The following is a 25,061-nucleotide window of genomic DNA, read 5'->3' as shown; positions in this document are numbered from 1 at the left end:
TAGGACTGGCTGAAAAATAGCAGGATGCAACTGGAACATTACCGGTTCTTGGAGAGAAAAAAGTGCAGGGTAAAATGCTGAAAAATTCTTGAATAATACATTAATTTCAAGAATTTTCTGTGTTTATTGTTGCGAATTAGGGTATATTTAATCCATGCAGTGGTTACAGAAACGTGGCAGTGCCGGTTACGCGAGCTGCTACACGATATGGCTGCTGCATGCCAATTGAAATAAGATGAATGACCATATAAAAAAGGAAAAGGCCTCCGACTGGAAGGCCTTTTTCTTGTGGAAAGGAAAGCTTGAAGTATGACGTAAGGTTATCAGAATTTCGTATTTGCCGGGTACAACCCGCAACAAAGAAGCTTTTGCTGATTCTTCATGCGGGGATAACTTTGCTTCTAGAAGCAGGAGTGACCTGCCCGGCTCTTAATAGTCCTTTTGTTTACATTATTCGCAATAAAATATATGATTAACGAAATATTCGAAAATTTTTGCAGCAACCTACGGATTAACGAAAGGAGCTGATCGCGATGGAACAACAGAACAAACTGCCGCTCGAAGGGCTTCGGGTTATTGATGCCTCAACCGTGCTGGCAGGTCCCATGCTTGCTACATATCTGGGTGATTTCGGGGCTGAAGTGATCAAAGTGGAGCATCCGGCGGGAGATCCGCTAAGAAACGCCGGCCGGCATAAGGGCGGAGAATCGCTTGAATGGAAACTGGTGTCCCGCAACAAGAAACCGATCACCCTCAACTTCAGTACGCCGAAAGGACAGGAGCTGTTCCATAAGCTCGCGGAAACAGCGGATGTGGTGATCACGAATTTCCGGCCGAAAACGCTGGAAAAATGGAATATCACCTATGAATCACTGTCCCAAAAAAATCCCGGTTTGATTGTCGTGAAGGTATCAGGCTTCGGGGAAGAAGGGCCTTACAAGGAACGGCCGGGCTTCGGCACGCTTGCTGAAGCGATGTCGGGCTTTGCACAGGTCAATGGCTTCCCGGACAGGGGGCCGGTGCTGCCCAGTTTTGCGCTTGCCGATTACGCCACAGCACTCATGGGAGCATACGCAACGATGGTGGCGATTTACGAGCGCGATCATTCGGAAGAAAAACGGGGGCAGTATATCGACTTGCCGATTTACGAAGCTCTTATGGGAATGCTTGGCAACCAAGTGATGGAATACGACCAGCTCGGCGTTATTCCAGGAAGGAAAGGGAACCGCACGGGCTGGACAGTGCCGCGGAATCTGTACGAAACGAAAGACCATAAATGGCTGGCCATCTCCGGCACATCGCAGCCGATCGTGGAGCGGATTTTCAAAGCCATCGGCCGGGAGGATTTAATCGCCAACCCGAAGTTCGCCACCAATCAGAAGCGCCTGGAACACGTCGACGAACTGGAAGCGATCATCGCCGACTGGATGAAGCAGTATACGCAAGAAGAAATCCTGGAGCGCTTTATCCGGTTCGAAGCGACGATTGCACCGGTCTATACAGTCGAGGATATTGTCAAAGACCCGCATTTTAATCACCGTGAAAATATCACGGACGTGCCGGATGAGCATTTCGGAACGGTGAAGATGCTCAATGTGGCTCCGAAACTGTCCCGTACACCAGGAGGAATCCGTCATACCGGGCAGGAATTGGGATCATACAACGAAAGCCTGTACGGAGAACTGGGATTGAGCACAGAAGACATTGAACAGTTGAAAAAAGAAGGAATCATTTAACGAGGAGGCAAAAAGATGATTTATCGAAGTTTGATGTTTACACCGGGGACGAAAAAAGAGCGTTTATTGAAATCGGTCAATAGCGAGGCGGATGCGCTTCTCTGGGATTTGGAAGATGCCGTCCATCCTGATGACAAAGATGGAGCCCGAGCCGTTATCAAGGAAGCGCTGGATGAACTGGGTGACAAGCCCGCCAAATCCATTTTCCTGAGAGTCAACCAGTATGATACTGAATGGTATGAAGAAGACGTCAAACTGGCACGGCATGAAAACGTCACCGGCATCATGCTGCCGAAAACGGAAAGCAGCGAACAGGCAGCGAAAACCTGGGAAGGGATGGGGAGCGAAGGGGAACTCATTGCGCTGATCGAGACGGCGGCCGGGATCATCCGCCTGGAAGACATCTTCAGCAATCCGAACATCAGCGGAGTGGCGTTCGGCGCCATCGACTATGCGGTGGATGTGGATCTGACGTTGACGGAAGCTGGCCTTGAGGCGCTTTACGCGCGTTCCCGGATCGTCACTTATGCAAAGGCGGCAGGCATCAGCGGAATCTACGACACCGTGTTCCCGGACGTCCACAACGAAGTAAGCCTGCAGAAACGGGCAAGGTCTGCCCGGGCACTCGGCTTCAACGGCCAAATGGCGGTCCATCCAAAACAGCTGGAAATCATTCACGAAGTCTACAGCCCGTCCCGTGAAGAAATCGATTGGGCAGTGAAAGTGCTGCTGTATGCGGAAAACGAAGCGAAAGGCCAAGGGGTTTTCATGTTCGACGGCAAAATGGTCGACCGTCCGGTGATAGAAAAAGCCCGGCAAATCTACAATGCCGCTGAGCGCTACCAGCTCGTCATCGGCGGCTGACGCCTTTAATTCCGTGATGGACTTTCAGAGCTTAAAGTGATGGAGCATTCCCGTGCAACCGGGAATGCTTTTTGGTTTGCATGAAATTGAGAAAACATCAATAAGAATAACAATATAACTAAAATCGATATTTGTTTATTGATAAACGATAAATAACATGATAGAATCAATATGAAAACAAATAAGCGAGGTGCTTTAGATGAAACGTGAAACACTCTTTTTAAAGGCAGTTATTATTCTTATGGCAATTCCGATTCTGGCGATCTGCATATTCGTGGTGCCTCCGCTGTCTTCGTTTGTAGCAGAGATTATTCCGCAATGGGCTTTTTTGCAATACTTCTTTGGAATCGCCATGTATATCTCGGCAATTGCGTATTTTACGGCGCTGTATCAGTCGCTGAAGCTGCTGGGCTATATTGACAAGAACATCGCTTTCTCGGAATTATCGGTGAAGGCGCTGAAGAACATCAAATACTGCGCCATCACGATCACCGTCCTGTACGTGATGTGCCTGCCGATCATCCTGCACATGGCGCAAGTGGACGATGCGCCGGGCCTAGGCGGAATCGGCATGATCATTACATTCAGTTCCATTGTGATTGCTGTCTTCGCGGCAGTCCTTCAAAAACTGCTGCAGAATGCAATCGATATAAAAACTGAAAATGATTTAACGGTCTGAGGTGAATGATATGGCGATTATAATCAATATTGACGTTATGCTGGCAAAACGGAAAATGAGCGTTACCGAACTTTCGGAACGGGTGGGCATCACGATGGCGAACTTGTCCATCCTGAAAAACGGCAAGGCGAAAGCGGTCCGGCTGTCCACGCTAGAAGCAATCTGCAAAGCGCTGGACTGCCAGCCGGGGGATATTCTGGAATACAGAAGCGAAGAATCCTGAGCAGCAGATTGATCCAGCCGAAAAGAAAACAAAAGAACGTCCGCCAAGTGGCTGCCACTTGGCGGACGTTCTTTTTGCCGTTAACTCAATCTTGGACTGAACTTTCCTGCAGGACGTTTTGCAGCATCGGCATCGGTTCACCGACACTGTAAAGCTGCAGCTCATGCATCGCCCGGGTGCAGGCAGTATAAAACACTCGGCGGAGGCTGTCATCGCCGTAAACCTGCCGGGATGCGTCATAAATGATGACCGCATCGAATTCGATGCCTTTGGCCAAATACGACGGGATGACCACAATTCCCTGCTCGTATTCAGCTGTGCCGCTCTTTAAAAGCTTGATGCCTTCAATACCGGACAGAGCTTCGTAGGCGCGTTTGCTTTCCTCGAGTGATTTGCAGATGATGGCGATGCTGTTATAACGGAGCTTCCGCAGAGCCGCGACTTTAGAGACAATGCAGCGATGCAGTTCGGCATGATCGGCTACTTGTGTCAGTACGGGCCGCTCGCCGTCGCGTTCGAAAGGAATAATCCGGTCGCCATTCGGAATGAGCCGACGTGTAAATTCAATAATCGGCTTGGTGGAGCGGTAGCTGCGCGCCATGTTGATCACTTCCGTTTCCTCCGGCCCGTATAAATTCATCAGCATGTGAAAGTCATCCGTTTCGCTTGCATGGACAAATATCGCTTGGTTGAAGTCACCAAGCACCGTCATTTTTGCCGACGGAAATAGACGCTTCAGAAACTCGAATTGAAACGGGGAATAATCCTGCGCTTCGTCGACAACCACGTGTTTGATCGAGCTATTGGCCTGAAAGCCCTGGATCAATTCCTTCATCAGCAAGAACGGCGTAGCATCTTCGTAAGACAATCTGCCTTCATCGAGCATTTCCAACGTCGCTTGGCAAATCTCCGGCCATTCCGCGGGAGTTTCCCCATCTATCCACTGGCTGATTTGCTTGAGATCAGCAAACAGCTGCCGGTACAGCCCTTTAATGTCAATAAAGCCAAACGCCCTGACGCGTTTGCGCAATGGCTTGAATTTCTGCTGGACAATCAACCGGGCAAGAGCTTCTGGTTTGACCTCGAAATCGGACATCTCTTCACTTTTGAGTCCTTGTTTTTTCGCTAAATAGACCCGGGCTTTATGGTAATCATCATTGCTGAGCAGCTCGATTCTGTCCTGTACCCAGGATTCATCAAGTTCGTCCTTTTGCCGGTCATTTATTTTCTTCAGCAGCCAGCCCTTCAATTTTTCAAGGCGGTTATGGAAACGGAGGGAAGTGTCGCTGCTGTAAAAGCGGTCCGCTATTTGCTGGGCGGTGACAACCGGTTTTCCTCTGAAATTGATGTCCTTGAATTGCATGCCGGATCTTTCCAGCGACTTCCGATAAGATTCGAGCGCTTCGAAAAAAGAGCGGGAGGCTTTAAAGCGGATGCCCGAAACTCTTGAATTATAGGCAGGAGTGTGTGCAGCCGTGAAGACATATTCCAATTGTGCATAGGGATTTTCAAGTTGAAACTCTTCGCCTAGCCGGTGGTCCAGGTATTCCTGGAAGGTGACTTGCTGCATATTTTCTTCGCCGAGTTCCGGCAGCACATTGGAGACGTAACTATTGAACATCGAATTCGGCGAAAACAGGATGATTTGATCCGGATTCAGGTGGGTCCGGTATTTATAGAGCAAATAAGCGATCCGCTGCAGGGCAGCCGATGTCTTGCCGCTGCCGGCTGCGCCTTGGACAATAAGCAGCTTTCCGCGATCATGGCGGATGATCCGGTTTTGCTCCTGCTGAATGGTCGCTACGATACTGTGCATCTGTTTGTCAGTGCCTTTGCCAAGCACCTGCTGCAGAATCTCATCTCCAATGGTCAGGCTCGTGTCGAACATCGATTGCAGAACACCGCCGCGAATCAAGTATTGCACTTTTTTCTCCAATGCCCCTTCGACTTCACCGCCGGGAGTTGAATAGCTGGCCGGTCCCGTCTGGTATTCATAGTAGACACTCGAGACCGGCGCTCTCCAGTCGTGGACAAGGAAATTTTCGCCGCTTGCATCCATCAGCGTGGAAATTCCAATATAGACCTGTTCCGCAGCAGCTTCTCCTTCTTCCAGGAAATCGATGCGGCCAAAGTAAGGGACTTCCTGCATACGCCGAAGCTTGGCCAATTTCTGGGACGCCAGCCGTTCAGTGCTTTGGTTTGTCGATAAAATTTGCGCTTCTTGCCTCAAGCCGATAATGGTTTCCAGATAATCGTCGAAGCTGTCAACATTCACTTTGATTTCATCCCAGAAATGTCTGCGTATATCCACCAGTTCGTTCCGGCGCTGAGACGTTTCTGTCTCTAAACTGCTGATCTGGTCCGTTATGGTCCCGATGACACCGTCCACTCGTTTTTGCTCCAGCTGAAACTCTGAATCCATAGCAAACACTCCTTAAAAGTCGGTTTGACAAATCAAAAATCGTAAGATATAATTTAATGTAGGGATAGTATAACCATTGATGATTTTTGGTGTATATCTATATAAATTTACCATAAATTTTCGTTTATTTCAATGTATTTTGACCTTGGCTTTTATGGCTGGAAATCCTTTATGCAGCATAGCTATATCAATAAAAAGCAAGACATAAACCCACTCGTTATGAGGGGTATTTTTTTTGCAATTTCACTGCCGCGAATGCTAAAGTTAAAAACCAAGTGAGTTGATTGAATATAGGAGGGATTGCATGATTTTAGAAGCTGCAGCACTTTACGTGAAACCGGGAATGGAGAAAGAGTATGAAGAGGCTTTTCGACAGGCATCTGTTATTATTTCTTCGATGAAAGGGTATCTGTCCCATGAGCTGCAGCGATGCATGGAAGTGGAAGGGAAATATTTGCTGTTAGTGGAATGGGAAAGATTAGAAGACCATACGGTTGGTTTTAGGCAATCGGCAGGATACCTGGAATGGAAACAATTATTGCATCATTTTTATGATCCGTTTCCCATAGTAGAGCATTTTGAAAAAGTGGATTTTACATAAAATGCAGCGAGGCTATTTGCCGTTTCTGTACTGCTGAGCGGCTTTAACAGAGAGGCGAATTCCACATCTTTGCTTATACAAGCCATGTATATTATGTGATTTTTTCTTGTATTATACATTTTTTAATGTAATTACGATTAACCCTTTTTATTGTCGGGTATATATTTATTGAACCTACAAATCAAAAGGAGGAAAAGCAATGAATCATTTAAAAGCCCTTATTATTAAATTTGTTATGATTGCGGTCGTCCTTTCCATTATTTTGACCGGAATCTATGATGTCGAGTTCGGAGATACATTATTGATCAGCTTGGTGCTGACTCTGCTTGCTTATGCGTTGGGAGACTTGATGGTTTTCCGGAAAACCGGGAACCAGACGGCACATGGCCATGCAGGAAACACTCATGCCAATAACCACGAAAACCATAAAAAAAGAAACACGATGGCAACTATTGCAGACATCGTCCTTTCTTTCCTAGTAATTTGGCTGATGGGTGATGCGCTGATCAACAACAGCGAAGACATCGTGCAAGCCGCTCTTATTTCTGCCATCGTCATCGGTGCGGGAGAATGGTTCTTCCATAAATATCTGGACCGCAATGTTTTCCCAGAAAAAGACGCACATGCTACAACTTCTTCGCATTAAGCTGAAGGAAACTTCTTTAAAAAATTTAATTAAAAAAAGGCTGCGAATTCAATAATGAATTCGCAGCCTTTTTTGTCTATTGCGCAGACAGAATGCCTGAATGGAATAGAACCCGGTTTCTTCCTGATTCTTTTGCACCATAAAGAGCTTGATCCGCTTTTTTCAATAGAGAGAGAGCATTGTCTGCCGGTTCCAGTAAGGCCCCTCCAATACTTATCGTCATATTGACATGGTCCCACGGACTCTTTTCCAGGGAGCTGCGAAGATTCTCAGCCAAATCCGCAGCTTGGAAACCATCGTTACCTGGGAGGATAACCACAAACTCTTCTCCTCCTAAACGAATGACAACTCCTGGCGTTGGCACTTTTTCTTGCAGTTTCCATGCTAATTCCCGCAGCACAGCATCGCCAATAGCATGCCCATATGTATCGTTTATCGATTTAAAATGATCAATGTCCAATAAAAGTACGGCTAAGAATTGGCCGTTTCCACGTAACTCTGCAATTAAAGTATCCAGATTTTCATCCAAATATCGCCGGTTTTTTAAACCGGTTAGTGAATCCGTCATTGCCAAAACAAGCAGCTGCTCATTTAAGGCTTCCAGTTCGAGTTGTTTTCTTTCAACATTCTGCAACAGCTGTTGCAACTGTTCATATGCAGCGGTCGCTTCTTGAGTAAATTTTTCAGCATTCCGCTTTGCAAGGAGAAGCTCTTTCTCATATTCTTCTCTAATGGTCATCGGCAAAAGAATACATTGATAAAGCCCATCTCTTTCAACTGTATTCATCAATACGGGAATTTTTCCGCTTTTACTTTTGAGAGTCAAATACATTTCATTGACCTTTTTGTGCATGTGTATAGATGGATTGAAATAAGTCTGAAAAAAGATTCTTGAAGGGACAGTCAGCACTTCGTGCATATGCTTCGGCGTATCATCGATCTCAAGCAATTCTTTCAGCGTCTGATTCATTTCGATAATCCGAAGCCTCGAGTCGATGGCCAAATAACCGCCTGCTGCCATATTGAGTTTTTCATCCACAATCTATAATCCTTTCTGACTCGTCAAGAAAGCAAGGATATGCCTGATTGTTTCTTTTGCATCGCTTATATGCGGATTATGTCCCGCAGCATCCATGACAACTAAATGGCTATCTGCAATTTCTTTGTGAATATAATTACCAATTTCCAAAGGGACAAGCGCATCGAATTGAGGCTGTAAAATTAATGTAGTGGCCTTTATATCGGGTAAGATGCTCCGCAAATCGGAAGTGAAAGTGACTTCAGCGAATTGCCGTATGATCATCGGATCGTTTGCACTGAGAACCGCTTCAAATTCAGAGGTGAGTTCTGGACGTTCAGAATTCTGCATCGCTATTGGAGCTAAGTACTTAGCCCATTCTTTGTAATTGATTTCCATCATATTCAGCAATTCGTCAATGTCTTCTTTTTCAAACCCGCCATGATAACCGGGTTTGTTCAAGAAGTGTGGTGATGGACCAATCATGATCAGTTTTTCAATCAATCCGGGCCGTTCGATTGATGCTAAGGCTCCAATCATGCTGCTTACCGAGTGGCCAATGAAAATAATGCTTTCCAGTTCCAAGGCATCGCACACTTCCAGCAAATCCTGCTGGTATCCGTAAAGCGTGCTGTATCGATCATATGAGTACTGCTCTTTGTCGCTTTGGCCTGATCCTACATAATCGAAGAAGACCAATCGGTACTCATCTTTAAATGCCTGGCTGATCTTTCTCCAGACCAACTGGTCACAGCCGAGTCCATGTCCGAAAACGATGGTTTTTTCTCCTTCTCCAATTATGGATACATTATTGCGTTTTAATACTTGGCTATTCATTCTCCAAACACCTGCTTCTAAAATTTTACTTGTTCTCTTTTATTGCTATGTACATGAATGCAATATACATTCTTTCACAACTCCGCAGTCGATAAATATTCATTTATCACCACACGCATGTGTAGTCGTACACAGAATTGACTTCGATTTCAAAATTTTGGACCAATTCACAAGTGTAATAAAAAGCTTCCAGGTTTCTCGGGGGGAATTCCATAAGTTGGTTTTTATCCAAATAGATAAGAGTATCATTCTTTTTATGAAAATATCTTTTCTCTGTAAAAATAGGTTCTTTTTGAAATCCGATTTTTCCGCTTTTGAATACATTGATAGAGGAACGATGGTAAAGGGAGCAGTCAATATATTCTCCCTCCCAAGAACAAATGAATACTAACTCATATTTTTCCATTATATAAAGAGTCTCTTCTTTGGATTGCAGCATGGCTTCTACTGTCTTTCCAACTAACTGTTTCAAATGGATTTTATCTTTATCGGTCAACAAAGGTGTTCTTTTAAATAGAATCATAAAGTTTTCCTCATTCTTGATGTGATTGGGTAGTATAAAAATCCGCTTTATTCAGGTATAAAAATATTACAGATTCATTTTAAACCGGTAATGATAATAAAACATTTCATTAAGAAACAACTTTTCTATTCAAAGTAAAATATCTTTCTTTCTGCAAATATTTCCTTTCAAATTTATCCGGTTTTAAGGGTTTGTCAAAAAGGTAGCCTTGGAATATTGTACAGCCATGGCTTTTTAGAAACTCTGCTTCTTCTTTCCGTTCCACGCCTTCTGCCAGCAAGTCACAGCCGATGCTTTTAGCCAGGTTGATCAAGGCAATTAATATCGCTTCAGCTTTAGCGTCCTGCCCGATCCCTTCGATGAAAAACTTGTCGATTTTAATCTTGTCGATAGGAAACTGGGTTAAATAAGCAATCATTGAGTATCCTGTGCCGAAATCATCTATTGCTATGGAAATACCCCGTTCCCTGCAGAGTAGCAGATTTTCGAGGATTTGCTTAGAATAAGTCAGTTCAACTTGTTCGGTAATTTCAATTTCGATCCATTGGGATTCAATGCCATAAAGGTCCATCATTTCTATGAAATCATTAAAGAACGTAGGACTCGATAAAAGGGAGGGGGTTATATTGATAGCTGTTTTAAGTTTCCAGCCATACTGAAGTTTCCAATCCTTTATTTTCGAAAAAACTTTCTTGAGTAAATGATAGGTCAAAGATTCAATTGCGCCAGACTGTTCTGCTATTTCGATAAATTCAAGAGGGGAGAGTTCTCCGTAACGCGGATGATTCCATCGGGATAACACTTCCATTCCAGCGATGGCTCCGGTAAGGACGTCAATCTGAGGCTGTAACGTAAAATAGAAATCGGATTTGTAATTTCCATTGATAAGCGCCTCCTGGATTTCAAGTTCCCGCCGATTGCCGGAATTCATTCGCGGATGAAAGAGCCGATAGGCAGTTTCCTGAACCTTTTTAGCCTCTGACATGGCCGTTTCTGCAAACAGTATAAGATCCCCGATGTTTTTTGAGTCAGAGGGATATTGGGAAATACCGATGCTTGCACTTATACTAACCGATTGAAATTTCTCTAATAAAAATGTTCTGCTGAATTTCTCTGCAATCCGATTTGAAAATTGCGTGATGGATTCGTCATTCGTATTCTCGCGAATAACGATGAAATTATCGCTGTGTTGCCGGCCGACAACAATCGAAGAACCGGCTAATTCATTTAGCCTTTTCGCAGCATTTTTTATTAATCGGTCCCCGTTTTCATAATCGTAAAGGGCGTTGATTGCTTTGAAATTAATCAAATTAACAAAAAACAAGGCGAATTCTTTGTTTTGTTTCTGGAGAGAAACTGCAAATTTCCATAGCTCCTCCTGATGCGGCAATCCGGTTAAGAGATCCACTTTCGTCAGTTCCGGCTCATTGTTTTGATCAGCGGTATGTTCACTGGCTTCTGAAATGTAAATTTCAGTGTTCCCATTGACCTGAAGCGAAAATTTGATGTTTAACTGTTGTGCCGAGGGTTCATGGAAATAGTCGAAAACGTGATCTGTGGAATCAAACATCCTGGTGGAATACTCATTAAAGAGTTTTTCTACTTCTTCTGTTTCCGGAAGAGCTTCCCACAAGGACTTTCCAATAATATTCTCGCGTGTACAGTCAAACAGTTCTTCAATCTTTCTGTTTGTGTATGTGATGTTAAAATGAGAATCCACTAAAAAGAAACCTTCGGATATGTTCTCCAAAACACTTTCTATAGCAACATGTTTCAACGCCTCATTATTCAGTGGAGTAAAAGTCAGAATCACTTCTTTAAGGGAAGTGTTCTGAGAGTGAGAAGAACATACATAAACAGAAAATTCTTCAACATGACCATTTTTAAGAGGCAGTTGAATGATCTGCTTTCCATCTTTTAGTTTCTTGTCTAAAACATTTTTTATCATTTTCACTTCTTCGTGCTTATTAACTTCCAATAAGTACGAAAAGAAGTTTTCTTCGATATTCCATAAGTTTTTTGATAGCTGGCAATGGATGCAGAGATTGATCCAGGCCTGATTCATCTGTGTAATCATCCCATTTTCATTGACCACAAGAAGAGGTTCTTTGCAAGTAGGGATAGCTTTTTGAAATATTGTAACGGGTGATTCCACTTTCCTTCCTCCTCATTTTTGTCGGCAGAATTTCTTGTAAAAGATATATAGGATGTTTATACCTAATAAATGAAATCGAGATAACAGCATTGTAGGACAAACTACCATATAATTAAATAGGTATTTTTAACTATATATTAAAAAAGATACCATTATTGTATTTTTATGCTAATTAATCAATAGTTTATAAGTATAGAATTTTTAATATTTTATATAAGCTTCCATATTTGATTTTACCTTTCTTAAAATATTCTTTTGAATATGATTCTGCTCTTCTTGTTCGACCATCATCCGATAGAAAAGCTAAACGTATCCTGCAGGTCTAGTTTTATGATCTATAGAAGAGACGGAGAAGTTAAAGAACCATAGGAGTTATACAGTTATGCGGATTGAAATGACGAAACAGCTGCTCAGTTGAATGAAACAAGGGAGAACAAGAAATAATTCATGAGGAATGGAACTGAAGAAAAAGAATGTTCATTAAGGTTTTAGCATTTTTGGATTTTTAAGCTGGAGAATCATCATTCACTTTGATAGTAAATTTAAGTATTTAATGTAAATGAACTGTCGGTTAAATTTATTTTTAAATTCTGCAGGTAATTTAAGTACGAGTAAATTTTATTATTATAAGATAATTTAGAATAGATATACTAAAAAGTAAACTTAATAAAAAATAGTTATTAGGTACTTAAAAAGCTTATTATTTCATATAAAATTGTTAAAAATAGTTATTAAGTCGAGTATTTTTTACCTGACAATACTATATAGTAGTAAAAGTGAGTGAAAGATTGTTGGTCCATAGATAGAGAAATACCCTTCTTTACTTATAAAACAAAGATGTCGAAAGATATTGGCGCAAAGCTACAGGTTTACGGTTTTACAAATTATGACGGCTAGGTTAATAAGATTGAAGAGTGAAGAGAATTGTCCTCATTTTAATAGATCCACTAACCCTACCCGCAACTTGGGAGGAAAAAATAATGACTACAGTATTTAAGAAATTCGCAACAGGAATTGCAGTTGTTGCTTTGCTGACAACAGGAGTAGCTTCTGGAGCTATGGCTTCACCGGTAACAAAAGATATTACAACGAATATTACTGGAACAACCAATCCGGTATTTAGTGAAATATCAGCGACTTCATTTACCACACCTTTTGCCTTAAATGGTAAAGATCAGGTAATGACCGGAGCTGCAATCAACGGCTTTACAGTTACAGATGCTAGAGGTACGGGCGCTGGCTGGAACGTTACAGTTAAGGCTAGCCAATTTGAAGATAAAGTCCTTGGCCGAACATTAACTACTGATGCGTTAAGTCTTTCAGCTCCTACTGTAACAAAAGCGGTAGGCGCTTTAGGTTCCTCAGATCCCAGAACAATTACAACAGCAGGTGGAAATATTGGTGTGACAGATATAAGAGTACTTTCTGCTGCGAAAGATGGCGGAATGGGAACTTTTGATGTTTCTGCTATGGATTTATCAGTGAATGTATTGCCAAAAGACGTATTGGCAGGTGATTATACTTCTACTGTAACTGTTTCCATTGTCGCTGGACCTTAATGAGCATTAAACTTGATACCATGTCTTAATGACGTGGTTTTTTTAATTTTTAAAAAGAAGGTATTTTATAATCCGATCAGGAGGTATTTTATGTTTAAACCTATTTTAGCTACACTTGCTTTTCTCTTTTTCGTACCGACCATTACTTTAGCTGCTGAACCAACTTCTTCACTGGAGGTGGAACCGATTTATCCGGAAAACCAAGTAATGGAAACGAAAGGGTATTTTGATGTAGATGTCTTGCCGGATGAACAGGTGACCATGCACTTGCGCTTAAGAAACAATGAAGAAACTCCAATAGATGTTCGGGTTGAAAAGGCTAATGCTTATACAAGCCCGACAGGAGGTATTTTGTATCAGCTGGAAACAGAATCCGAAGGTACTACATTGTTGGATGATGCAGTACGGTTGGCTGACCATATGGAAACGGAAGAAATGGTCACGATTCCAGCATTGGAGTCAGTTGATTTACCGGTCCAAGTGACTGTTCCAGACATAGATGGGCAAACTTTGCTCGGCGGCATTAAAATTATCCAGCTCACGGACACAAAAGAAGCGGAGGGCGAAGCTGGAAAAGATGAAGCGACATTTACCATTGATACAGAAACGGCTCATGTGTTTGCCATCCAATTGAACCTGCCGACCAACGCGGAACCGGATTTTTCAACAGGAAAAGCCGGATTTACTGCGCCTACTGCGCAAGTGTATTTAGAGGTCATTAATGATGCGCATTTGATCCAAGGGAACATTGAGTGGACTTATTCGGTTTTGGATCATACAGGAACAGCACTTTTCGATGGTACTGTCACGACATTCAATATGGCTCCGAAATCGAAAATCCGTTTTCCGGCTGCCTGGAACCATGAGGAACTTAAAGATGGCAGCTACACCTTAGTGGCAAACGGCCAGGCCGGCGATCAAGTGATTGAAGTAGAGGAACCTTTCGAGATTTCAACTGAGGAAGTTGAAGAATATGCTGAAGTCATAAATCCAACAGCGGTTGTTGAAGGTGGCGACATTCCGATGTGGGTCTGGGTCAGCATCGCAGTCGCTTTTGGAGTTATCATGTTCTTACTTGGGCAAAGAAGAAAAAAAGTATAAAAGAATAGTTAATGATAAGGCTAGGGTGCTTTAATAGGAAGAAACTGGACATGCACCTAAAATAATATAGAGAAAAAGGAAGAGGCGGAGCCCTGAAGTGTGGCTTCGCCTCTTCCTTTTTATAAACTAAAAATTTCCTATCGCCCGAATCCACTCGATTTTAACCCCGTGGCTCCATCGGCTGAAATCATAAGTGAACTTTGCTTCTTTATCGTTTAGCACCTGTGCTTTGCACACGACGGTTTCATCGTTATGGTGCAGCTTCACTTCGTATTTTCCAGGCGCCGGCAAGGAATAGAAGGGCAGCAAGCCGTTTTTAGGACACCAGTTCACGGAATAGGATTTTCCCAATAGCTTGCGCACGATGGAAATATTTCCTTGGGCCAACGCTTGGCGGATGCGGGTGGAGCTAATTTTTTCGCCGCCATATTCGACCAGCTCGACAACGGATATGTTGAAATGCCCTTTGCCTTGTTCGGCGAGTGACTGCGTATTCCCGCTGCCCCCTGAGCCGTAGTGGAAATCACCGCCGCATACTACGTGGATGGCATTCAGCCCGGTCAAAAACGTTTCGACAAAATCCGCAGGGGGGATGCCGGCGATGTCGCGGTCAAAATGGACCAGAAACAACGTATCAATGCCGAGTTCCTCTAAGACCGCCTGTTTTTCTTCAAGCGGCATCAAGTACCGGAACGGAGCCGCCCCTTTGGACAATACCGTTTTTGGATGGGGGAAAAAGCTCATGACCGAAGACGAGACCCCGTAATGATCCGCTAAACGTTTCGCTTCTTGAATGACGGACAAGTGGCCTTTATGCAAACCATCAAAAAACCCGATTGCAACTGTCTGCTGTGGAAAGTGATGTTGCCATTGCTGCATGTTTTGGCTTGTTAAATGAATGGTTTGCATAAAAAGCCCTCCCGAACCGTACTATTTTTGAACTGCTATTCCTTGGGCAACGTCATAAATCAGATCTTCCTGGCCGCCGACCGCTTTCATGTGGCCCAGTTCCACCAGGATATCGCGTTCGTCAACGCCGAAGCGTTTCGCGGCCACTTGTGTATGCAAAAGGAAACTGGAATAGACGCCTGAATAGCCCATTACCAGACTGGAGCCGGTGATTTCCTGAGGCCGTGGCATGAACGGGGTTACAACGTCATTGGCGGCATCCATGATCTTATAAAGGTCGATGCCGGTCTGATAGCCGAGTCGTTCAAGAACGGCGACCATCACTTCTGTCTGGGTGTTGCCGCTGCCGGCACCTAATGCGCGCAGGCTGCCGTCGATATAGGTGGAACCCGCTTCAACGGCCGCAATCGTATTGGCCATGGCCATTGACAGATTATTATGTCCGTGGAAGCCGATTTCACAGCCGACGGATTGCTTCAAGGCGGAAATGCGCTCGGTGACATCCTGCGGCAGCATATAGCCTGCAGAGTCCGTGACATAAATGACTTCGGCGCCGTAACTTTCAAACAGTTTGGCTTGTTCGACGATTTTCTCCACCGATGCCATATGCGCCATCATCAGGAAACCGACCGTTTTCAATCCCAGTTCGCGCCCAAGTGCAATGTGCTGCGCTGCGACGTCCGCTTCTGTGACATGCGTCGCGACACGCACCATTTTGGCTCCGGCTTTTACGGCATCCTGCAAATCGCCTTTGACGCCGATGCCAGGGATCAATAAGACGGAAACTTCCGCCTGCTTGCATTCATCCGCCGCAATTTCGATCAGCTCGAGCTCGTCATGGGCAGACAAACCGTATTGCAAAGACGATCCGCCCAGTCCGTCCCCGTGGGAAACCTCGAAATAGCGGACGCCTGCCGCGTCCAGCCCCCTTGCCGTATCACGGACTTGCTGCGGCGTGAACGCATGGGACATCGCATGGCTTCCGTCACGGAGTGTTACATCTAAGATTTCAAATGATTTCTTTTCCATTAGTCCCTCTCCTTACGCGTTTGCCGCGATTAGCTCTTTTGCCATTTCGTTTGCCACTTTTGCAGCGGCGGCGGTCATGATATCCAAATTGCCGGAATAGGCAGGGAAGAAATCGCCCGCACCTTCCACTTCCAAAAACACCGATACACGCTGTCCGTCAAATTGCGGCGCTCCCCGCAAACGATAGCCCGGAACATATTCCTGGACGTTTGCCACCATTTTTTCGATCGAAGCGGTCACTTCCTTTTCATCGAATTCCACGTCTTTGATCAATGCATTGACCGTATCGCGCATAATGACCGGCGGCTCGGCAGGATTCAAGATGATGATCGCTTTGCCTTTTTCAGCTCCGCCGACTTTTTCGATGGCACGCGCAGTGGTGTGGGTGAATTCATCAATATTGGCGCGTGTTCCTGGTCCGGCGCTTTTGCTGGCAACCGTCGCCACGATTTCCGCATATGCCACCGGAACAACCCGGCTGATGGCATGGACAATCGGAATCGTTGCCTGTCCGCCGCACGTCACCATATTGACATTCGGCGATTCGAAATTCGCCTTCAAGTTGACGGAAGGGACCGTAAATGGGCCGATTGCCGCCGGCGTCAAATCGATGACTTTCTTTCCGGCAGCCGTCAATAGGTCGCTATGCGCTTTATGGGCATAGGCACTCGTTGCATCAAACACGATATCGACCAGGTCGAGCTGCTCCATCAACCCGTCAATACCGTTGGAAATGGCGGTATAGCCGGCATCCTTTGCACGTTTCAGCCCTTCAGAATCAGGGTCGATCCCGACCATGACACTCATCTCCAGTGAATCGCAGCGCTCGATTTTATACATGAGATCCGTTCCGATATTTCCGGAACCGATGATTCCTACTTTTAATTTGCTCATTTTGTCACCTCTGCCGGTTGGAATGAAATGCTGACATCGCCGAGTTCCCCGAAATCCGCCGTGAAACGGTCGCCGGCTGAAAACGGCAGGGCTTTGGATAACGCGCCGGATAACACGAACATGCCCGGCTCGATTGCGATATCATAGCGGCCCACTTCATTGGCCAGCCAGACAACGGCATTCAGCGGATTGCCGAGCACCGCGCTGCTTGACGCTTGGTCGATCGCTTCACCGTTTTTATAGACCGTCATGCCGATATTGGCGATATCAATATCCGCTAATGCCGTTTGTTTAGAACCCAACAGTGCACCGGCTGATGAGCCATTGTCAGCCACCGTGTCTTCAAACTTGATGCGCCAGTCTTCGATCCGGCTGTCGATGATTTCGATGGACGGCACGACGTAATCCGTCGCGCGGATCACATCTTCAATCGTCACATCCGGCCCTTTCAACGCTTCTTTGAAGACGAAGGCGATTTCAAATTCCACTTTCGGCTGGATAAACCGCTCCGCATCGATTGCGCGGGCTTCTTCAAACACCATCGAATCGAGGACGAATCCGTAATCCGGTGTATGGACATTCAGCATTTCCTGCATCACTTTGCTCGTTAAGCCGATTTTCAAGCCTTTGACCACGGCGCCTTCGTTCTTTTTCAGCTCGATCTGATGCAATTGGATCCGGTAGGCGTCATCGGCTGTAATACCCGCTTCCGTTTCCGTTAAAGGAGCGATGGGCTGTTTATCTATTTCTGCATCCCGCAATTTCTGGGCGATTTTCTCGAGTTCCATTGTCTCACCTGCTTATGCTTTATTTGTTTCAAGCGCTGTTACTTCACGGTATTTCCCGGAATAAAAGAGCAGCGGATTTTTTTCTTCCAGCTGGATGGCAGTCACTTTCCCGATAAATAAGGTATGGTCGCCTTCCACGTAAGTCGAGGCGACATCACATGTTATTTGTGCTACTGCACCGTCGAGTACCGGCAGGCCATCCAAAGAGGCAAACTGCACATCACCTTGCGGCTTTCCAGCAAAATGGTTGGAAAGATATTCTTGGTCCTCAGCTAAAATATTGACCGCAAATCGATTTGACTGGGTTACTTTTTCTAAAAAGCGAGCCTTGTGTCCAATGGAAATCACGACCAGCTTCGGATCCAGTGACACCGACATGAATGCATTCGCGGTCATGCCGTGGATATCCCCTTCATGAGCCGTCGTTAAGACCGTGACACCCGTTGCGAATTTCCCCATTGCTTGTCTGAATAACAAATCATCCATTTTACATTCTCCTCTGCATTATGATATGTTGGCTAAAGCCCGGCTTCTTGTAACCGCTTACTTTTTGTTTCCAGCGGTTTCTTGATGGCTGGATGCAATTGGATTGGTGAACAGTGAAAATCTTACACCTTGAGAATATCAGCTCCCTCATGCTAAAAATACAAACGAACAGTAGCAATTATCTGTTTATTTTAGCGCGAAAAATCTAAAAGGTTTCCTAATATAGCAATTTATCGGAAAATTAGAAGTTGTTAAAATATTAATTGTGTATTTTAATAATATAGAAACTCAGTTGTGAATGCCTTTCTAAATATATCGATTTACTATATTCAATAAACGATATTCCGGAATGATAATAAGGAAAGATTTGAAAGTTAGAAGCTTGCAACATGATAAGGGGGAATGGGAATGAAATCTAAGCAGCTGAAATTGAGTGACGTATTTAACTCCCAGAAAGAAACCGCTGTAACTGAATTATATGACCGGGTGATCACCATCCCGATTGAAGCAAGAACTGCATTGAAAAAAGAACTCTTCAACGTCATCGGCAAAGACCGGACGAAAGGAGTCTTTACCCGCTACGGCTGGCATTGCGGGGTAAGTGACGGTGAAAAAGCGAAACTGTTTGAATGGGAAGACGTTTGGGAAGCCGTATATGCCGGGGCAAAATTCCACATGCTGCATGGCTATCTGGATAAAGTGGAAGTTCTGGAAGTGCGTACGGAACAGGAGCAGCTGGATTTTATTGAGGTGCTATGGGTCAATACATTCGAGGCGGAGCAATATTTAAAAGCAAATGATTTAAGCACCGAGCCGGTTTGCCATACATTATGCGGCTATGCCAGCGGCTACCTGTCAACCGTCTTGCAGCAGCCGGTCCTGGTAAAAGAAATAGAGTGCCGGGCGATGGGCCACGAGCAATGCAAATCCATCTGCATGCCGATTGAAAAATGGGGGGAAGAAATTACGAGTGAACAAGGCTATTACCAGGGCACCAGCATCATCAAGGAACTGGATGAAGTGACTGAGAAACTGAAGGCTGAGCGCGACCATCTGACCAAAGCGAATGACATCCATCAGCGTTTGATTGAGGAATTGCTGTCAAAACAGGGAATCCAAAAGATTGTCGACATTTTATATGAAACTACGGGATTAACGGCCTTTATAGAAGATGAGAATCATCAGATCCTGGTACAGGCAGGCCATTTGGATACGCCGCTTGAACTGCAGAAATTCCAGTCAAAATACACCGCTTTTACCCGTTATTCCGAAGGCATTTCACTGCTGCGCACGCCTGTTTTCTATGAGCAGAGAATAAAAGGTTATTGCTCATTCGTTTATAGTGGGGAAGAGGAGCCCACCGAACTCGATTATATGATTATTGAAAAAGCAGGGCTGACGTCTTCGATTATCCTGCTGAATGAGAACATCAAGATTAATACCGAGCAGAACATCAAACGCAGTTTCTTGGACGATATTCTGGAACGCCGTTTAACGGAAGAAGAAATGTACAAAGTCTCTTATTATTTGAATTTCGATTCCTCTTCGTCTTACTGGATGCTGACGATTGACCGCGACCGAAAGGAAATCGAAAACGAAATCGCCTTTAATGAAGAACTGATTCGCTCCATCTATCTTTTTTTGAATGAACGCAATATCAATGCAATCGTTTCGCAAAAACTCGACAAAATCATTATTTTGATTGAATATCCTTCTTTTGAGAATTTGAACATTTCGCAAGCCAAATTTATTGATCACTTGTTCAAATATTGCCTGCGGCGCTTCTCCAAATACAAATTCTGCATCGGCGTCAGCACGGTGATCGAAAAGTTTATGGATATCGCGCTGCTTTACAATGAAACATTGGCTGCATTGCGCGCCACAAACGAAGAAACACATGTTTCTTATTTCAAAAAACTCGGACTTGAAAGCGTGCTGTTCCAAATACAGGATGAAGTTCTGATTGAGCGCTTTGTTGACCAGCATATCGGCAAATTGCTCGCGATTGATAAAGAATTCGATTTAATCAGGACCCTTTATGCATATATAAGTAATGGCAACAGCATAAACAATACGTCGAAGAAGACCTCGATGTCCATCAGTGGGCTGCGTTACCGGCTCGCTAAAATCAGTGAAATTTTGAACCAGGACTTGACGGATACGGAAGCTCTGTTCTCCATTTACTTGGCCATCAACATTCTTAAATCAAAAGGAACGATTACAATTTAAAGCTATGAAGCCTTGCCACTCTTTGGAGTGGCAAGGCTTTTTTATATGGTCATCGGAAGATATGAGGTGTATTACTAAATTATAAAACTATATTTAAAAGAATTGTAATAACGTCTATTGTTTTAAAATCATTGACAGTAAGCCGTTAAAAGGTTTTTTAGTCTTCTTTAAAAGTATAGTGAAAAAGTATTTGAAAGGAAACGGGTGAAAACATTTGAATTTTCCGAAGATTTCATATCTATTTTCTGATTTCTCTGCCAGTTATGCTGTATTTAATTCTTACCGCTGCGACAGGGGTTTGAAAGCGCTTACCAAAAGGAGGAATTGTCATGTTAATCAATCAAGTAGAAGCCCGAAAAACGGCAGCCAACCGAGATGAGCTGATTGAAAAAGCGAAGCAGATCGGATTAATTGCTGAAAAGTATGCTTCAGAAGCTGAACAAAATGCCAAGCTTTCCGATGTGGTTATTGAAAAAATAAGAGAAGCGGAATTCCATAAGTTGCTACGCCCGAAGGCATACGGCGGGCAGGATCTGGATTACTTCACATTCGGTGAAATGATCCGGACAATCGCCTATCATAGTGTGCCTGCAGCCTGGTTAAGTTACTTCTTCGTTATACATGAAACATGGCCAGCTTTTCTACCGAAAGAAAGCCGTGAAGAATTATTCGGCAGCGGTGAATTGATGGCGGACGTATTCGCCCCAGTCGGAAAAGTGACCGACGACGGAGAAGGCTACCGTTTGTCCGGCCAGTGGAACTTCTGCAGCGGAGTTTTGTGGAGTGACTGGATTGCATTGGGTGCCGTTGCGAAATTAAAAGACGGGGAAGTGCCGGAGTACAGTATGTTTATCGTGCATAAAGATGACGTTGATATCGTAGACAACTGGGATACATTGGGGCTGCGCGGTACAGGCAGCAACGGCGTACTCGTGGACAATGTCTACATCCCCCCGAACCGGGTGTTCAAAATGGCCCGCGTACTGGCCGGCCAAGGGCTCGGGGAAGACAATTACGAGCCGGAATACCAAATCGCCAATGTGCCGTATATGCAATTCTTCCTAATGGGCTTCCAGTTTATCCAGATCGGCGGCGTTGAACGGCTGCTGGATATTTTCCAGAACAAAACGGAAAACCGCATCCGCATTTTCAACAATGGCCAGAACGAAAAAGAAGCGGCGAGCAGCCAGCGCGTCCTCGCGGAGATGAAAATCCAGCTAAGTTCGCTGAAAGGCTTGTCGAATGAGTATTTGGAGCGGCTGACGCATTACCAGGAAAACAGCATGAAGACTTTGGACGAGGAAGAGCGCGAAAAGCTGTTTGCGATCCGCGGCTACGTCTCGAAAAATGCGGCGGAAATGGCGCTGCGCGTTTTATTAACACTGGGCGGCAACTCGATTTTCAAAACCGACCCGACTGAAATGTTCGTCCGCGACATCATGACGGTGGCGGTCCATCCGACGCATCTGTACGAAGATTCACTGGCAGCATACGGCAAATCGATTTTCGGCTTTAAAGGAAACCCAACGTGGTAAAAAAATCTGAGGAGGCAACTACAATGACAAAAGAACCGATTTTGGATGTAGCACAACTGGCGCACGTGGAGATTTACAGCACGAACCTTGAAGGATCCGTCAAGTTTTTCAGAGAAATTTTAGGGATGGAAGAATCCTACCGCGAAGGCAATTCCGTTTACATGCGCGCTTACGAAGATTTTTATCACAATACGTTGATCATCACGGCAAATGACGAAGCGGGCCTTGGGCATGTTGCTTGGCGCGCCACTTCGCCGCAGGCTTTGGAACGCCGTGCCCAGGCGATTGAAGCAACGGGCTATGGCCTTGGCTGGATCGATGGGGACATCGGGCACGGACGTGCTTACCAGTTCACATTGCCGGATGGCCATAAGATGGAAATCCTGTGGGACGTGGAATATTACGAGGCACCGGAAGACCAGAAAACGCCATTATTGAACCGTCCGCAAAAGCGTCCGAACCGGGGAGTGCCGGTGCGCCGCATTGACCATGTCAATTTGGCAGCCAGCGAAACCAACAAAAATGTTGAGTTCCTCGAAGAAGCGCTCGGCTTCAAGGTACGCGAACGTATTCTGGATGAGGATAACAAAGATATAGCTGCATGGTTAAGTGTCAGTAATTTAGTGCATGACATCGCAATTACGGGAGATGGTTTAGGTGAAACAGGCCGCCTTCACCATATCTGCTACTGGTACGGCTATCCACAACATTTAGCGGATGTTGCCGATTTATTAATTGAAGCTGGATTTACTATTGAAGCAGGTCCAGGAAAGCATGGGGTAACACAAGCTAACTTCCTCTACGTAATCGAACCAGGCGGCAATCGAGTGGAATTGTTCGGCGACTCAGGCTACCAGATTTTCGATCCGGCCTGGAAAACGGTCGAATGGAAAGGCGCAGATCTGGAGCATGCGATCATCTGGCACGGCTCGAACCTGCCTGCGGAATTCTTCGAATACGCGACACCGGTCAGAACAAAAGCACCAGTGGAAAATGCATAATAAATAAAATGAATTTCCCGGCATCGACTAATAAGGGGCTGGAGGAAACTAGCAATCGTTTCTTCTGGCCTGTTTACTAGAATGGAAGGAGAATGATGATGACAACAACTGCAAACATCGCTTCAAAATTCATCGACATCAACGGCATCAACACGCATTACCACGAGGAAGGCACAGGGGAAGAAACGATTATCCTCATCCACGGCTCAGGCCCCGGCGTTTCTGCTTTTGCGAACTGGCGCCTCGTCATCCCGACGCTGAGCGAGAAGTACCATGTGTTCGCTCCAGACATCATCGGCTTCGGTGAAACAGATAAACGGGAAAGCAACGACTATCCTGTGGATTTATGGGTCGAGCATTTGATCGGCTTTATCGAAGCGGTATCGGATGGCCCGGTCTATCTGGTGGGCAATTCGATGGGCGGCGCCCTGTCGCTGCATGTCGCTTTACAAAGACCGGAATTAGTGAAAAAACTCATACTGATGGGAAGTGCAGGTATCCAATTCCCTGTTTCAGAAGGATTAGAAAAGGTATGGGGCTATAAAGCAAGCCTGGAGTCTATGCGCGAACTGATCAAAATATTCTCTTATAATCAGGAAGCCGCGAACAACGAAGAACTTGTCCGCCTGCGCTACGAAGCGAGCATACGCCCGGACGTCAAGCAGTCATTCGAAGCGATGTTCCCGGAACCACGCCAGAACAAGCTCGATGAACTGGCGCTGACGCACGACGAACTCCGCCAGATCCAGATTCCGGCACTCCTGTTCCACGGCCTGAACGACCAAGTTATTCCAATCGAAAAAACAAGCTACAAACTTATCGAACTGCTGCCGCACGCCGAGCTGCACGTCTTCAACGAATGCGGCCACTGGACGCAGATCGAAAAAACCGAACCGTTTGTGGAGCATATTTTGACGTTTATTAAATGAATAGAGTGAAGGGGAGAAGATGCCGATAATCGGCATCTTCTTTTTTGAGGTACAGTCCATTAACTTGTTCATTTATTGGAGATGCGTCTGGAGATATGCCTGTTCTTCCTCTTCCGACATCAAGCGGGTCGCTTTGCCGATGGAGCCGCCGTGCCAGTGCCAGATGGTGTTATGGACATCGACGGCACCGGAAAAATCGCCGTTCTGCCAGTCTTCCAGCGTATTGCGGTAAAAGGCTTTTTCCTTAAAGCTGCTGGCTTCGACAATCGCCAGCAGCTCTTCGATGTTTTTCTGGGTCATTGGCCTTGCCGTTCCCCATTTGTCTTCAGCGTAGACTTTGCTGTGGGTCATTTCGTGGAGGTAGAACTGCAGCCGTGTTTCGTTCATCGCTTCAGGCAGACCGGTGCCGGCCGTCTCCAGATGGTCCATGATTTTCTGTGCTTCCGGATCTTTAACGCTGCCAGCTGCTGCATCAGGCTCTTCGCTTTTCGCGGCTTCACGCTGAATGAACAAATAACCGCCAATGGCCAGCAGCGCAATGACAGTAAAACTGATGAATGTGGTCACTATGATCTGTTTCACTTAGAAACTCCTTTTCGCTAGTTAGTTTGCAATTGGTTCTTCTTTACCATTATCCGCTGTCATTTCTTGGATGGCAATGGTGTTTTAAGAAAAGGCGTTCTATCAAAATCAATAACAGCTTGGCTCAAAGCGCTTTTCAGATTTCTTCAAATGGAAAATGACAGTCAATTCGAGTATGATAAACCCATGAGGGAGAAATCCCTGTTTCTGAAGGGAAGTGATATCAGATGACAATGAAACTTCGATTGTCAGCATCAGCAGGAACTCATGCAAAGCCTGGTATTCCGAATGGCGATACTTTGCGTGGGACAAGAA

The 25,061-nt window shown here is 45.1% G+C and carries 24 protein-coding genes and 1 riboswitch; of the genes, 12 read left to right on the top strand and 12 right to left on the bottom strand.

Annotated features, from left to right (window positions below):
* Nucleotides 1-533: 533 nt before the first annotated feature.
* From QWY16_RS17880 to QWY16_RS17865, 4 genes are all read left to right on the top strand, one after another.
* Nucleotides 534-1,736, top strand: coding sequence for a CaiB/BaiF CoA transferase family protein (locus tag QWY16_RS17880; protein ID WP_300990588.1), 1,203 nt, complete (start codon nucleotides 534-536; stop codon nucleotides 1,734-1,736).
* A 15-nt stretch (nucleotides 1,737-1,751) separates the two neighbouring features.
* Nucleotides 1,752-2,600: an HpcH/HpaI aldolase/citrate lyase family protein gene (locus QWY16_RS17875; RefSeq protein WP_300990587.1), complete on the top strand. Its 849-nt coding sequence runs from the start codon at nucleotides 1,752-1,754 to the stop codon at nucleotides 2,598-2,600.
* Nucleotides 2,601-2,799: 199 nt separating this feature from the next.
* Nucleotides 2,800-3,279, top strand: a complete 480-nt coding sequence (locus QWY16_RS17870) for a DUF2975 domain-containing protein (RefSeq protein WP_300990586.1) — start codon at nucleotides 2,800-2,802, stop codon at nucleotides 3,277-3,279.
* A 10-nt stretch (nucleotides 3,280-3,289) separates the two neighbouring features.
* Nucleotides 3,290-3,502: a helix-turn-helix domain-containing protein gene (locus QWY16_RS17865; RefSeq protein WP_300990585.1), complete on the top strand. Its 213-nt coding sequence runs from the start codon at nucleotides 3,290-3,292 to the stop codon at nucleotides 3,500-3,502.
* An 85-nt stretch (nucleotides 3,503-3,587) separates the two neighbouring features.
* Here the strand turns inward: QWY16_RS17865 and helD are convergent, their stop codons facing one another.
* Nucleotides 3,588-5,924 carry an RNA polymerase recycling motor HelD gene (gene helD, locus QWY16_RS17860; RefSeq protein ID WP_300990584.1) on the bottom strand — a complete coding sequence of 779 codons (2,337 nt, stop codon included), beginning with the start codon at nucleotides 5,922-5,924 and terminating at the stop codon, nucleotides 3,588-3,590.
* 304 nt (nucleotides 5,925-6,228) lie between these two features.
* Between helD and QWY16_RS17855 the strand changes: the two genes are divergently transcribed.
* Entirely contained in the window at nucleotides 6,229-6,525 is a 297-nt protein-coding gene (locus tag QWY16_RS17855) for an antibiotic biosynthesis monooxygenase family protein (RefSeq protein ID WP_300990583.1), read from the top strand.
* Between the two features lie 199 nt (nucleotides 6,526-6,724).
* Complete coding sequence (locus tag QWY16_RS17850) at nucleotides 6,725-7,171, top strand: DUF2512 family protein (protein WP_300990582.1); 447 nt, start codon at nucleotides 6,725-6,727, stop codon at nucleotides 7,169-7,171.
* 76 nt (nucleotides 7,172-7,247) lie between these two features.
* Here the strand turns inward: QWY16_RS17850 and QWY16_RS17845 are convergent, their stop codons facing one another.
* The 4 genes from QWY16_RS17845 to QWY16_RS17830 all read right to left on the bottom strand — a co-directional run bounded on the left by QWY16_RS17845 (nucleotide 7,248) and on the right by QWY16_RS17830 (nucleotide 11,704).
* Nucleotides 7,248-8,210: a GGDEF domain-containing protein gene (locus QWY16_RS17845; RefSeq protein WP_300990581.1), complete on the bottom strand. Its 963-nt coding sequence runs from the start codon at nucleotides 8,208-8,210 to the stop codon at nucleotides 7,248-7,250.
* A 3-nt stretch (nucleotides 8,211-8,213) separates the two neighbouring features.
* Complete coding sequence (locus tag QWY16_RS17840; RefSeq protein ID WP_300990580.1) at nucleotides 8,214-9,026, bottom strand: alpha/beta fold hydrolase; 813 nt, start codon at nucleotides 9,024-9,026, stop codon at nucleotides 8,214-8,216.
* Between the two features lie 106 nt (nucleotides 9,027-9,132).
* Nucleotides 9,133-9,549 (bottom strand): hypothetical protein, encoded by a 417-nt coding sequence (locus QWY16_RS17835; protein ID WP_300990579.1) that lies wholly within the window; start codon nucleotides 9,547-9,549, stop codon nucleotides 9,133-9,135.
* Nucleotides 9,550-9,658: 109 nt separating this feature from the next.
* Complete coding sequence (locus tag QWY16_RS17830) at nucleotides 9,659-11,704, bottom strand: sensor domain-containing protein (RefSeq protein WP_300990578.1); 2,046 nt, start codon at nucleotides 11,702-11,704, stop codon at nucleotides 9,659-9,661.
* Between the two features lie 820 nt (nucleotides 11,705-12,524).
* Nucleotides 12,525-12,610, top strand: a riboswitch (cyclic di-GMP riboswitch).
* 74 nt (nucleotides 12,611-12,684) lie between these two features.
* On the opposite strand from QWY16_RS17830, the gene QWY16_RS17825 reads away from it, so the two are divergent.
* Nucleotides 12,685-13,263: a WxL domain-containing protein gene (locus tag QWY16_RS17825; protein ID WP_300990577.1), complete on the top strand. Its 579-nt coding sequence runs from the start codon at nucleotides 12,685-12,687 to the stop codon at nucleotides 13,261-13,263.
* A gap of 90 nt (nucleotides 13,264-13,353) precedes the next feature.
* Nucleotides 13,354-14,364 carry a DUF916 domain-containing protein gene (locus tag QWY16_RS17820; protein ID WP_300990576.1) on the top strand — a complete coding sequence of 337 codons (1,011 nt, stop codon included), beginning with the start codon at nucleotides 13,354-13,356 and terminating at the stop codon, nucleotides 14,362-14,364.
* 126 nt (nucleotides 14,365-14,490) lie between these two features.
* Here the strand turns inward: QWY16_RS17820 and QWY16_RS17815 are convergent, their stop codons facing one another.
* Genes QWY16_RS17815 through QWY16_RS17795 form a run of 5 tightly spaced genes read right to left on the bottom strand, consistent with a single transcriptional unit; the run spans nucleotide 14,491 to nucleotide 18,470 of the window.
* Complete coding sequence (locus QWY16_RS17815) at nucleotides 14,491-15,273, bottom strand: FAD synthetase family protein (RefSeq protein WP_300990575.1); 783 nt, start codon at nucleotides 15,271-15,273, stop codon at nucleotides 14,491-14,493.
* A 21-nt stretch (nucleotides 15,274-15,294) separates the two neighbouring features.
* Nucleotides 15,295-16,302, bottom strand: coding sequence for a 4-hydroxy-2-oxovalerate aldolase (gene dmpG / locus QWY16_RS17810; protein ID WP_300990574.1), 1,008 nt, complete (start codon nucleotides 16,300-16,302; stop codon nucleotides 15,295-15,297).
* Nucleotides 16,303-16,314: 12 nt separating this feature from the next.
* Nucleotides 16,315-17,196, bottom strand: coding sequence for an acetaldehyde dehydrogenase (acetylating) (locus QWY16_RS17805; RefSeq protein WP_300990573.1), 882 nt, complete (start codon nucleotides 17,194-17,196; stop codon nucleotides 16,315-16,317).
* On the bottom strand, nucleotides 17,193-17,984 hold the full coding sequence (locus QWY16_RS17800) for a 2-keto-4-pentenoate hydratase (protein ID WP_300990572.1): 792 nt from the start codon (nucleotides 17,982-17,984) through the stop codon (nucleotides 17,193-17,195). Before QWY16_RS17800 ends, QWY16_RS17805 begins: the two co-directional genes overlap by 4 nt.
* A gap of 12 nt (nucleotides 17,985-17,996) precedes the next feature.
* Entirely contained in the window at nucleotides 17,997-18,470 is a 474-nt protein-coding gene (locus QWY16_RS17795) for a flavin reductase family protein (RefSeq protein ID WP_300990571.1), read from the bottom strand.
* 408 nt (nucleotides 18,471-18,878) lie between these two features.
* Here QWY16_RS17795 and QWY16_RS17790 point away from each other — a divergent pair, with 408 nt between their 5' ends.
* The 4 genes from QWY16_RS17790 to QWY16_RS17775 all read left to right on the top strand — a co-directional run bounded on the left by QWY16_RS17790 (nucleotide 18,879) and on the right by QWY16_RS17775 (nucleotide 24,164).
* Nucleotides 18,879-20,699, top strand: a complete 1,821-nt coding sequence (locus tag QWY16_RS17790) for a helix-turn-helix domain-containing protein (protein ID WP_300990569.1) — start codon at nucleotides 18,879-18,881, stop codon at nucleotides 20,697-20,699.
* Between the two features lie 329 nt (nucleotides 20,700-21,028).
* Nucleotides 21,029-22,234 carry an acyl-CoA dehydrogenase family protein gene (locus QWY16_RS17785; RefSeq protein ID WP_300990568.1) on the top strand — a complete coding sequence of 402 codons (1,206 nt, stop codon included), beginning with the start codon at nucleotides 21,029-21,031 and terminating at the stop codon, nucleotides 22,232-22,234.
* A 23-nt stretch (nucleotides 22,235-22,257) separates the two neighbouring features.
* Entirely contained in the window at nucleotides 22,258-23,235 is a 978-nt protein-coding gene (locus QWY16_RS17780) for a catechol 2,3-dioxygenase (RefSeq protein ID WP_300990567.1), read from the top strand.
* Between the two features lie 92 nt (nucleotides 23,236-23,327).
* The gene (locus QWY16_RS17775; RefSeq protein WP_436837154.1) at nucleotides 23,328-24,164 is read left to right on the top strand and encodes an alpha/beta fold hydrolase; all 837 of its coding nucleotides are present in this window, start codon (nucleotides 23,328-23,330) and stop codon (nucleotides 24,162-24,164) included.
* 72 nt (nucleotides 24,165-24,236) lie between these two features.
* On the opposite strand, the gene QWY16_RS17770 is transcribed toward QWY16_RS17775, so the two are convergent.
* Both QWY16_RS17770 and QWY16_RS17765 read right to left on the bottom strand, forming a co-directional pair.
* Nucleotides 24,237-24,746 carry a DUF6241 domain-containing protein gene (locus QWY16_RS17770; protein ID WP_300990566.1) on the bottom strand — a complete coding sequence of 170 codons (510 nt, stop codon included), beginning with the start codon at nucleotides 24,744-24,746 and terminating at the stop codon, nucleotides 24,237-24,239.
* Nucleotides 24,747-24,854: 108 nt separating this feature from the next.
* The gene (locus QWY16_RS17765; protein WP_300990565.1) at nucleotides 24,855-25,001 is read right to left on the bottom strand and encodes a hypothetical protein; all 147 of its coding nucleotides are present in this window, start codon (nucleotides 24,999-25,001) and stop codon (nucleotides 24,855-24,857) included.
* Nucleotides 25,002-25,061: the final 60 nt, after the last annotated feature.

This window comes from Planococcus shenhongbingii, assembly GCF_030413635.1.
Taxonomy (GTDB): domain Bacteria; phylum Bacillota; class Bacilli; order Bacillales_A; family Planococcaceae; genus Planococcus; species Planococcus shenhongbingii.
The sequence above is the reverse complement of the archived record's forward strand: the minus strand, read 5'-3'. Positions and strand labels throughout refer to the sequence as shown.

Excerpts from the sequence above, each read along its gene's own strand:
- QWY16_RS17880 (WP_300990588.1), top strand. The coding sequence starts at position 534 with ATGGAACAACAGAACAAACTGCCGCTCGAAGGGCTTCGGGTTATTGAT.
- QWY16_RS17875 (WP_300990587.1), top strand. The coding sequence starts at position 1,752 with ATGATTTATCGAAGTTTGATGTTTACACCGGGGACGAAAAAAGAGCGT.
- QWY16_RS17870 (WP_300990586.1), top strand. The coding sequence starts at position 2,800 with ATGAAACGTGAAACACTCTTTTTAAAGGCAGTTATTATTCTTATGGCA.
- QWY16_RS17865 (WP_300990585.1), top strand. The coding sequence starts at position 3,290 with ATGGCGATTATAATCAATATTGACGTTATGCTGGCAAAACGGAAAATG.
- helD (WP_300990584.1), bottom strand. The coding sequence starts at position 5,924 with ATGGATTCAGAGTTTCAGCTGGAGCAAAAACGAGTGGACGGTGTCATC.
- QWY16_RS17855 (WP_300990583.1), top strand. The coding sequence starts at position 6,229 with ATGATTTTAGAAGCTGCAGCACTTTACGTGAAACCGGGAATGGAGAAA.
- QWY16_RS17850 (WP_300990582.1), top strand. The coding sequence starts at position 6,725 with ATGAATCATTTAAAAGCCCTTATTATTAAATTTGTTATGATTGCGGTC.
- QWY16_RS17840 (WP_300990580.1), bottom strand. The coding sequence starts at position 9,026 with ATGAATAGCCAAGTATTAAAACGCAATAATGTATCCATAATTGGAGAA.
- QWY16_RS17835 (WP_300990579.1), bottom strand. The coding sequence starts at position 9,549 with ATGATTCTATTTAAAAGAACACCTTTGTTGACCGATAAAGATAAAATC.
- QWY16_RS17825 (WP_300990577.1), top strand. The coding sequence starts at position 12,685 with ATGACTACAGTATTTAAGAAATTCGCAACAGGAATTGCAGTTGTTGCT.
- QWY16_RS17820 (WP_300990576.1), top strand. The coding sequence starts at position 13,354 with ATGTTTAAACCTATTTTAGCTACACTTGCTTTTCTCTTTTTCGTACCG.
- QWY16_RS17815 (WP_300990575.1), bottom strand. The coding sequence starts at position 15,273 with ATGCAAACCATTCATTTAACAAGCCAAAACATGCAGCAATGGCAACAT.
- dmpG (WP_300990574.1), bottom strand. The coding sequence starts at position 16,302 with ATGGAAAAGAAATCATTTGAAATCTTAGATGTAACACTCCGTGACGGA.
- QWY16_RS17805 (WP_300990573.1), bottom strand. The coding sequence starts at position 17,196 with ATGAGCAAATTAAAAGTAGGAATCATCGGTTCCGGAAATATCGGAACG.
- QWY16_RS17800 (WP_300990572.1), bottom strand. The coding sequence starts at position 17,984 with ATGGAACTCGAGAAAATCGCCCAGAAATTGCGGGATGCAGAAATAGAT.
- QWY16_RS17795 (WP_300990571.1), bottom strand. The coding sequence starts at position 18,470 with ATGGATGATTTGTTATTCAGACAAGCAATGGGGAAATTCGCAACGGGT.
- QWY16_RS17790 (WP_300990569.1), top strand. The coding sequence starts at position 18,879 with ATGAAATCTAAGCAGCTGAAATTGAGTGACGTATTTAACTCCCAGAAA.
- QWY16_RS17785 (WP_300990568.1), top strand. The coding sequence starts at position 21,029 with ATGTTAATCAATCAAGTAGAAGCCCGAAAAACGGCAGCCAACCGAGAT.
- QWY16_RS17780 (WP_300990567.1), top strand. The coding sequence starts at position 22,258 with ATGACAAAAGAACCGATTTTGGATGTAGCACAACTGGCGCACGTGGAG.
- QWY16_RS17775 (WP_436837154.1), top strand. The coding sequence starts at position 23,328 with ATGATGATGACAACAACTGCAAACATCGCTTCAAAATTCATCGACATC.
- QWY16_RS17765 (WP_300990565.1), bottom strand. The coding sequence starts at position 25,001 with ATGCTGACAATCGAAGTTTCATTGTCATCTGATATCACTTCCCTTCAG.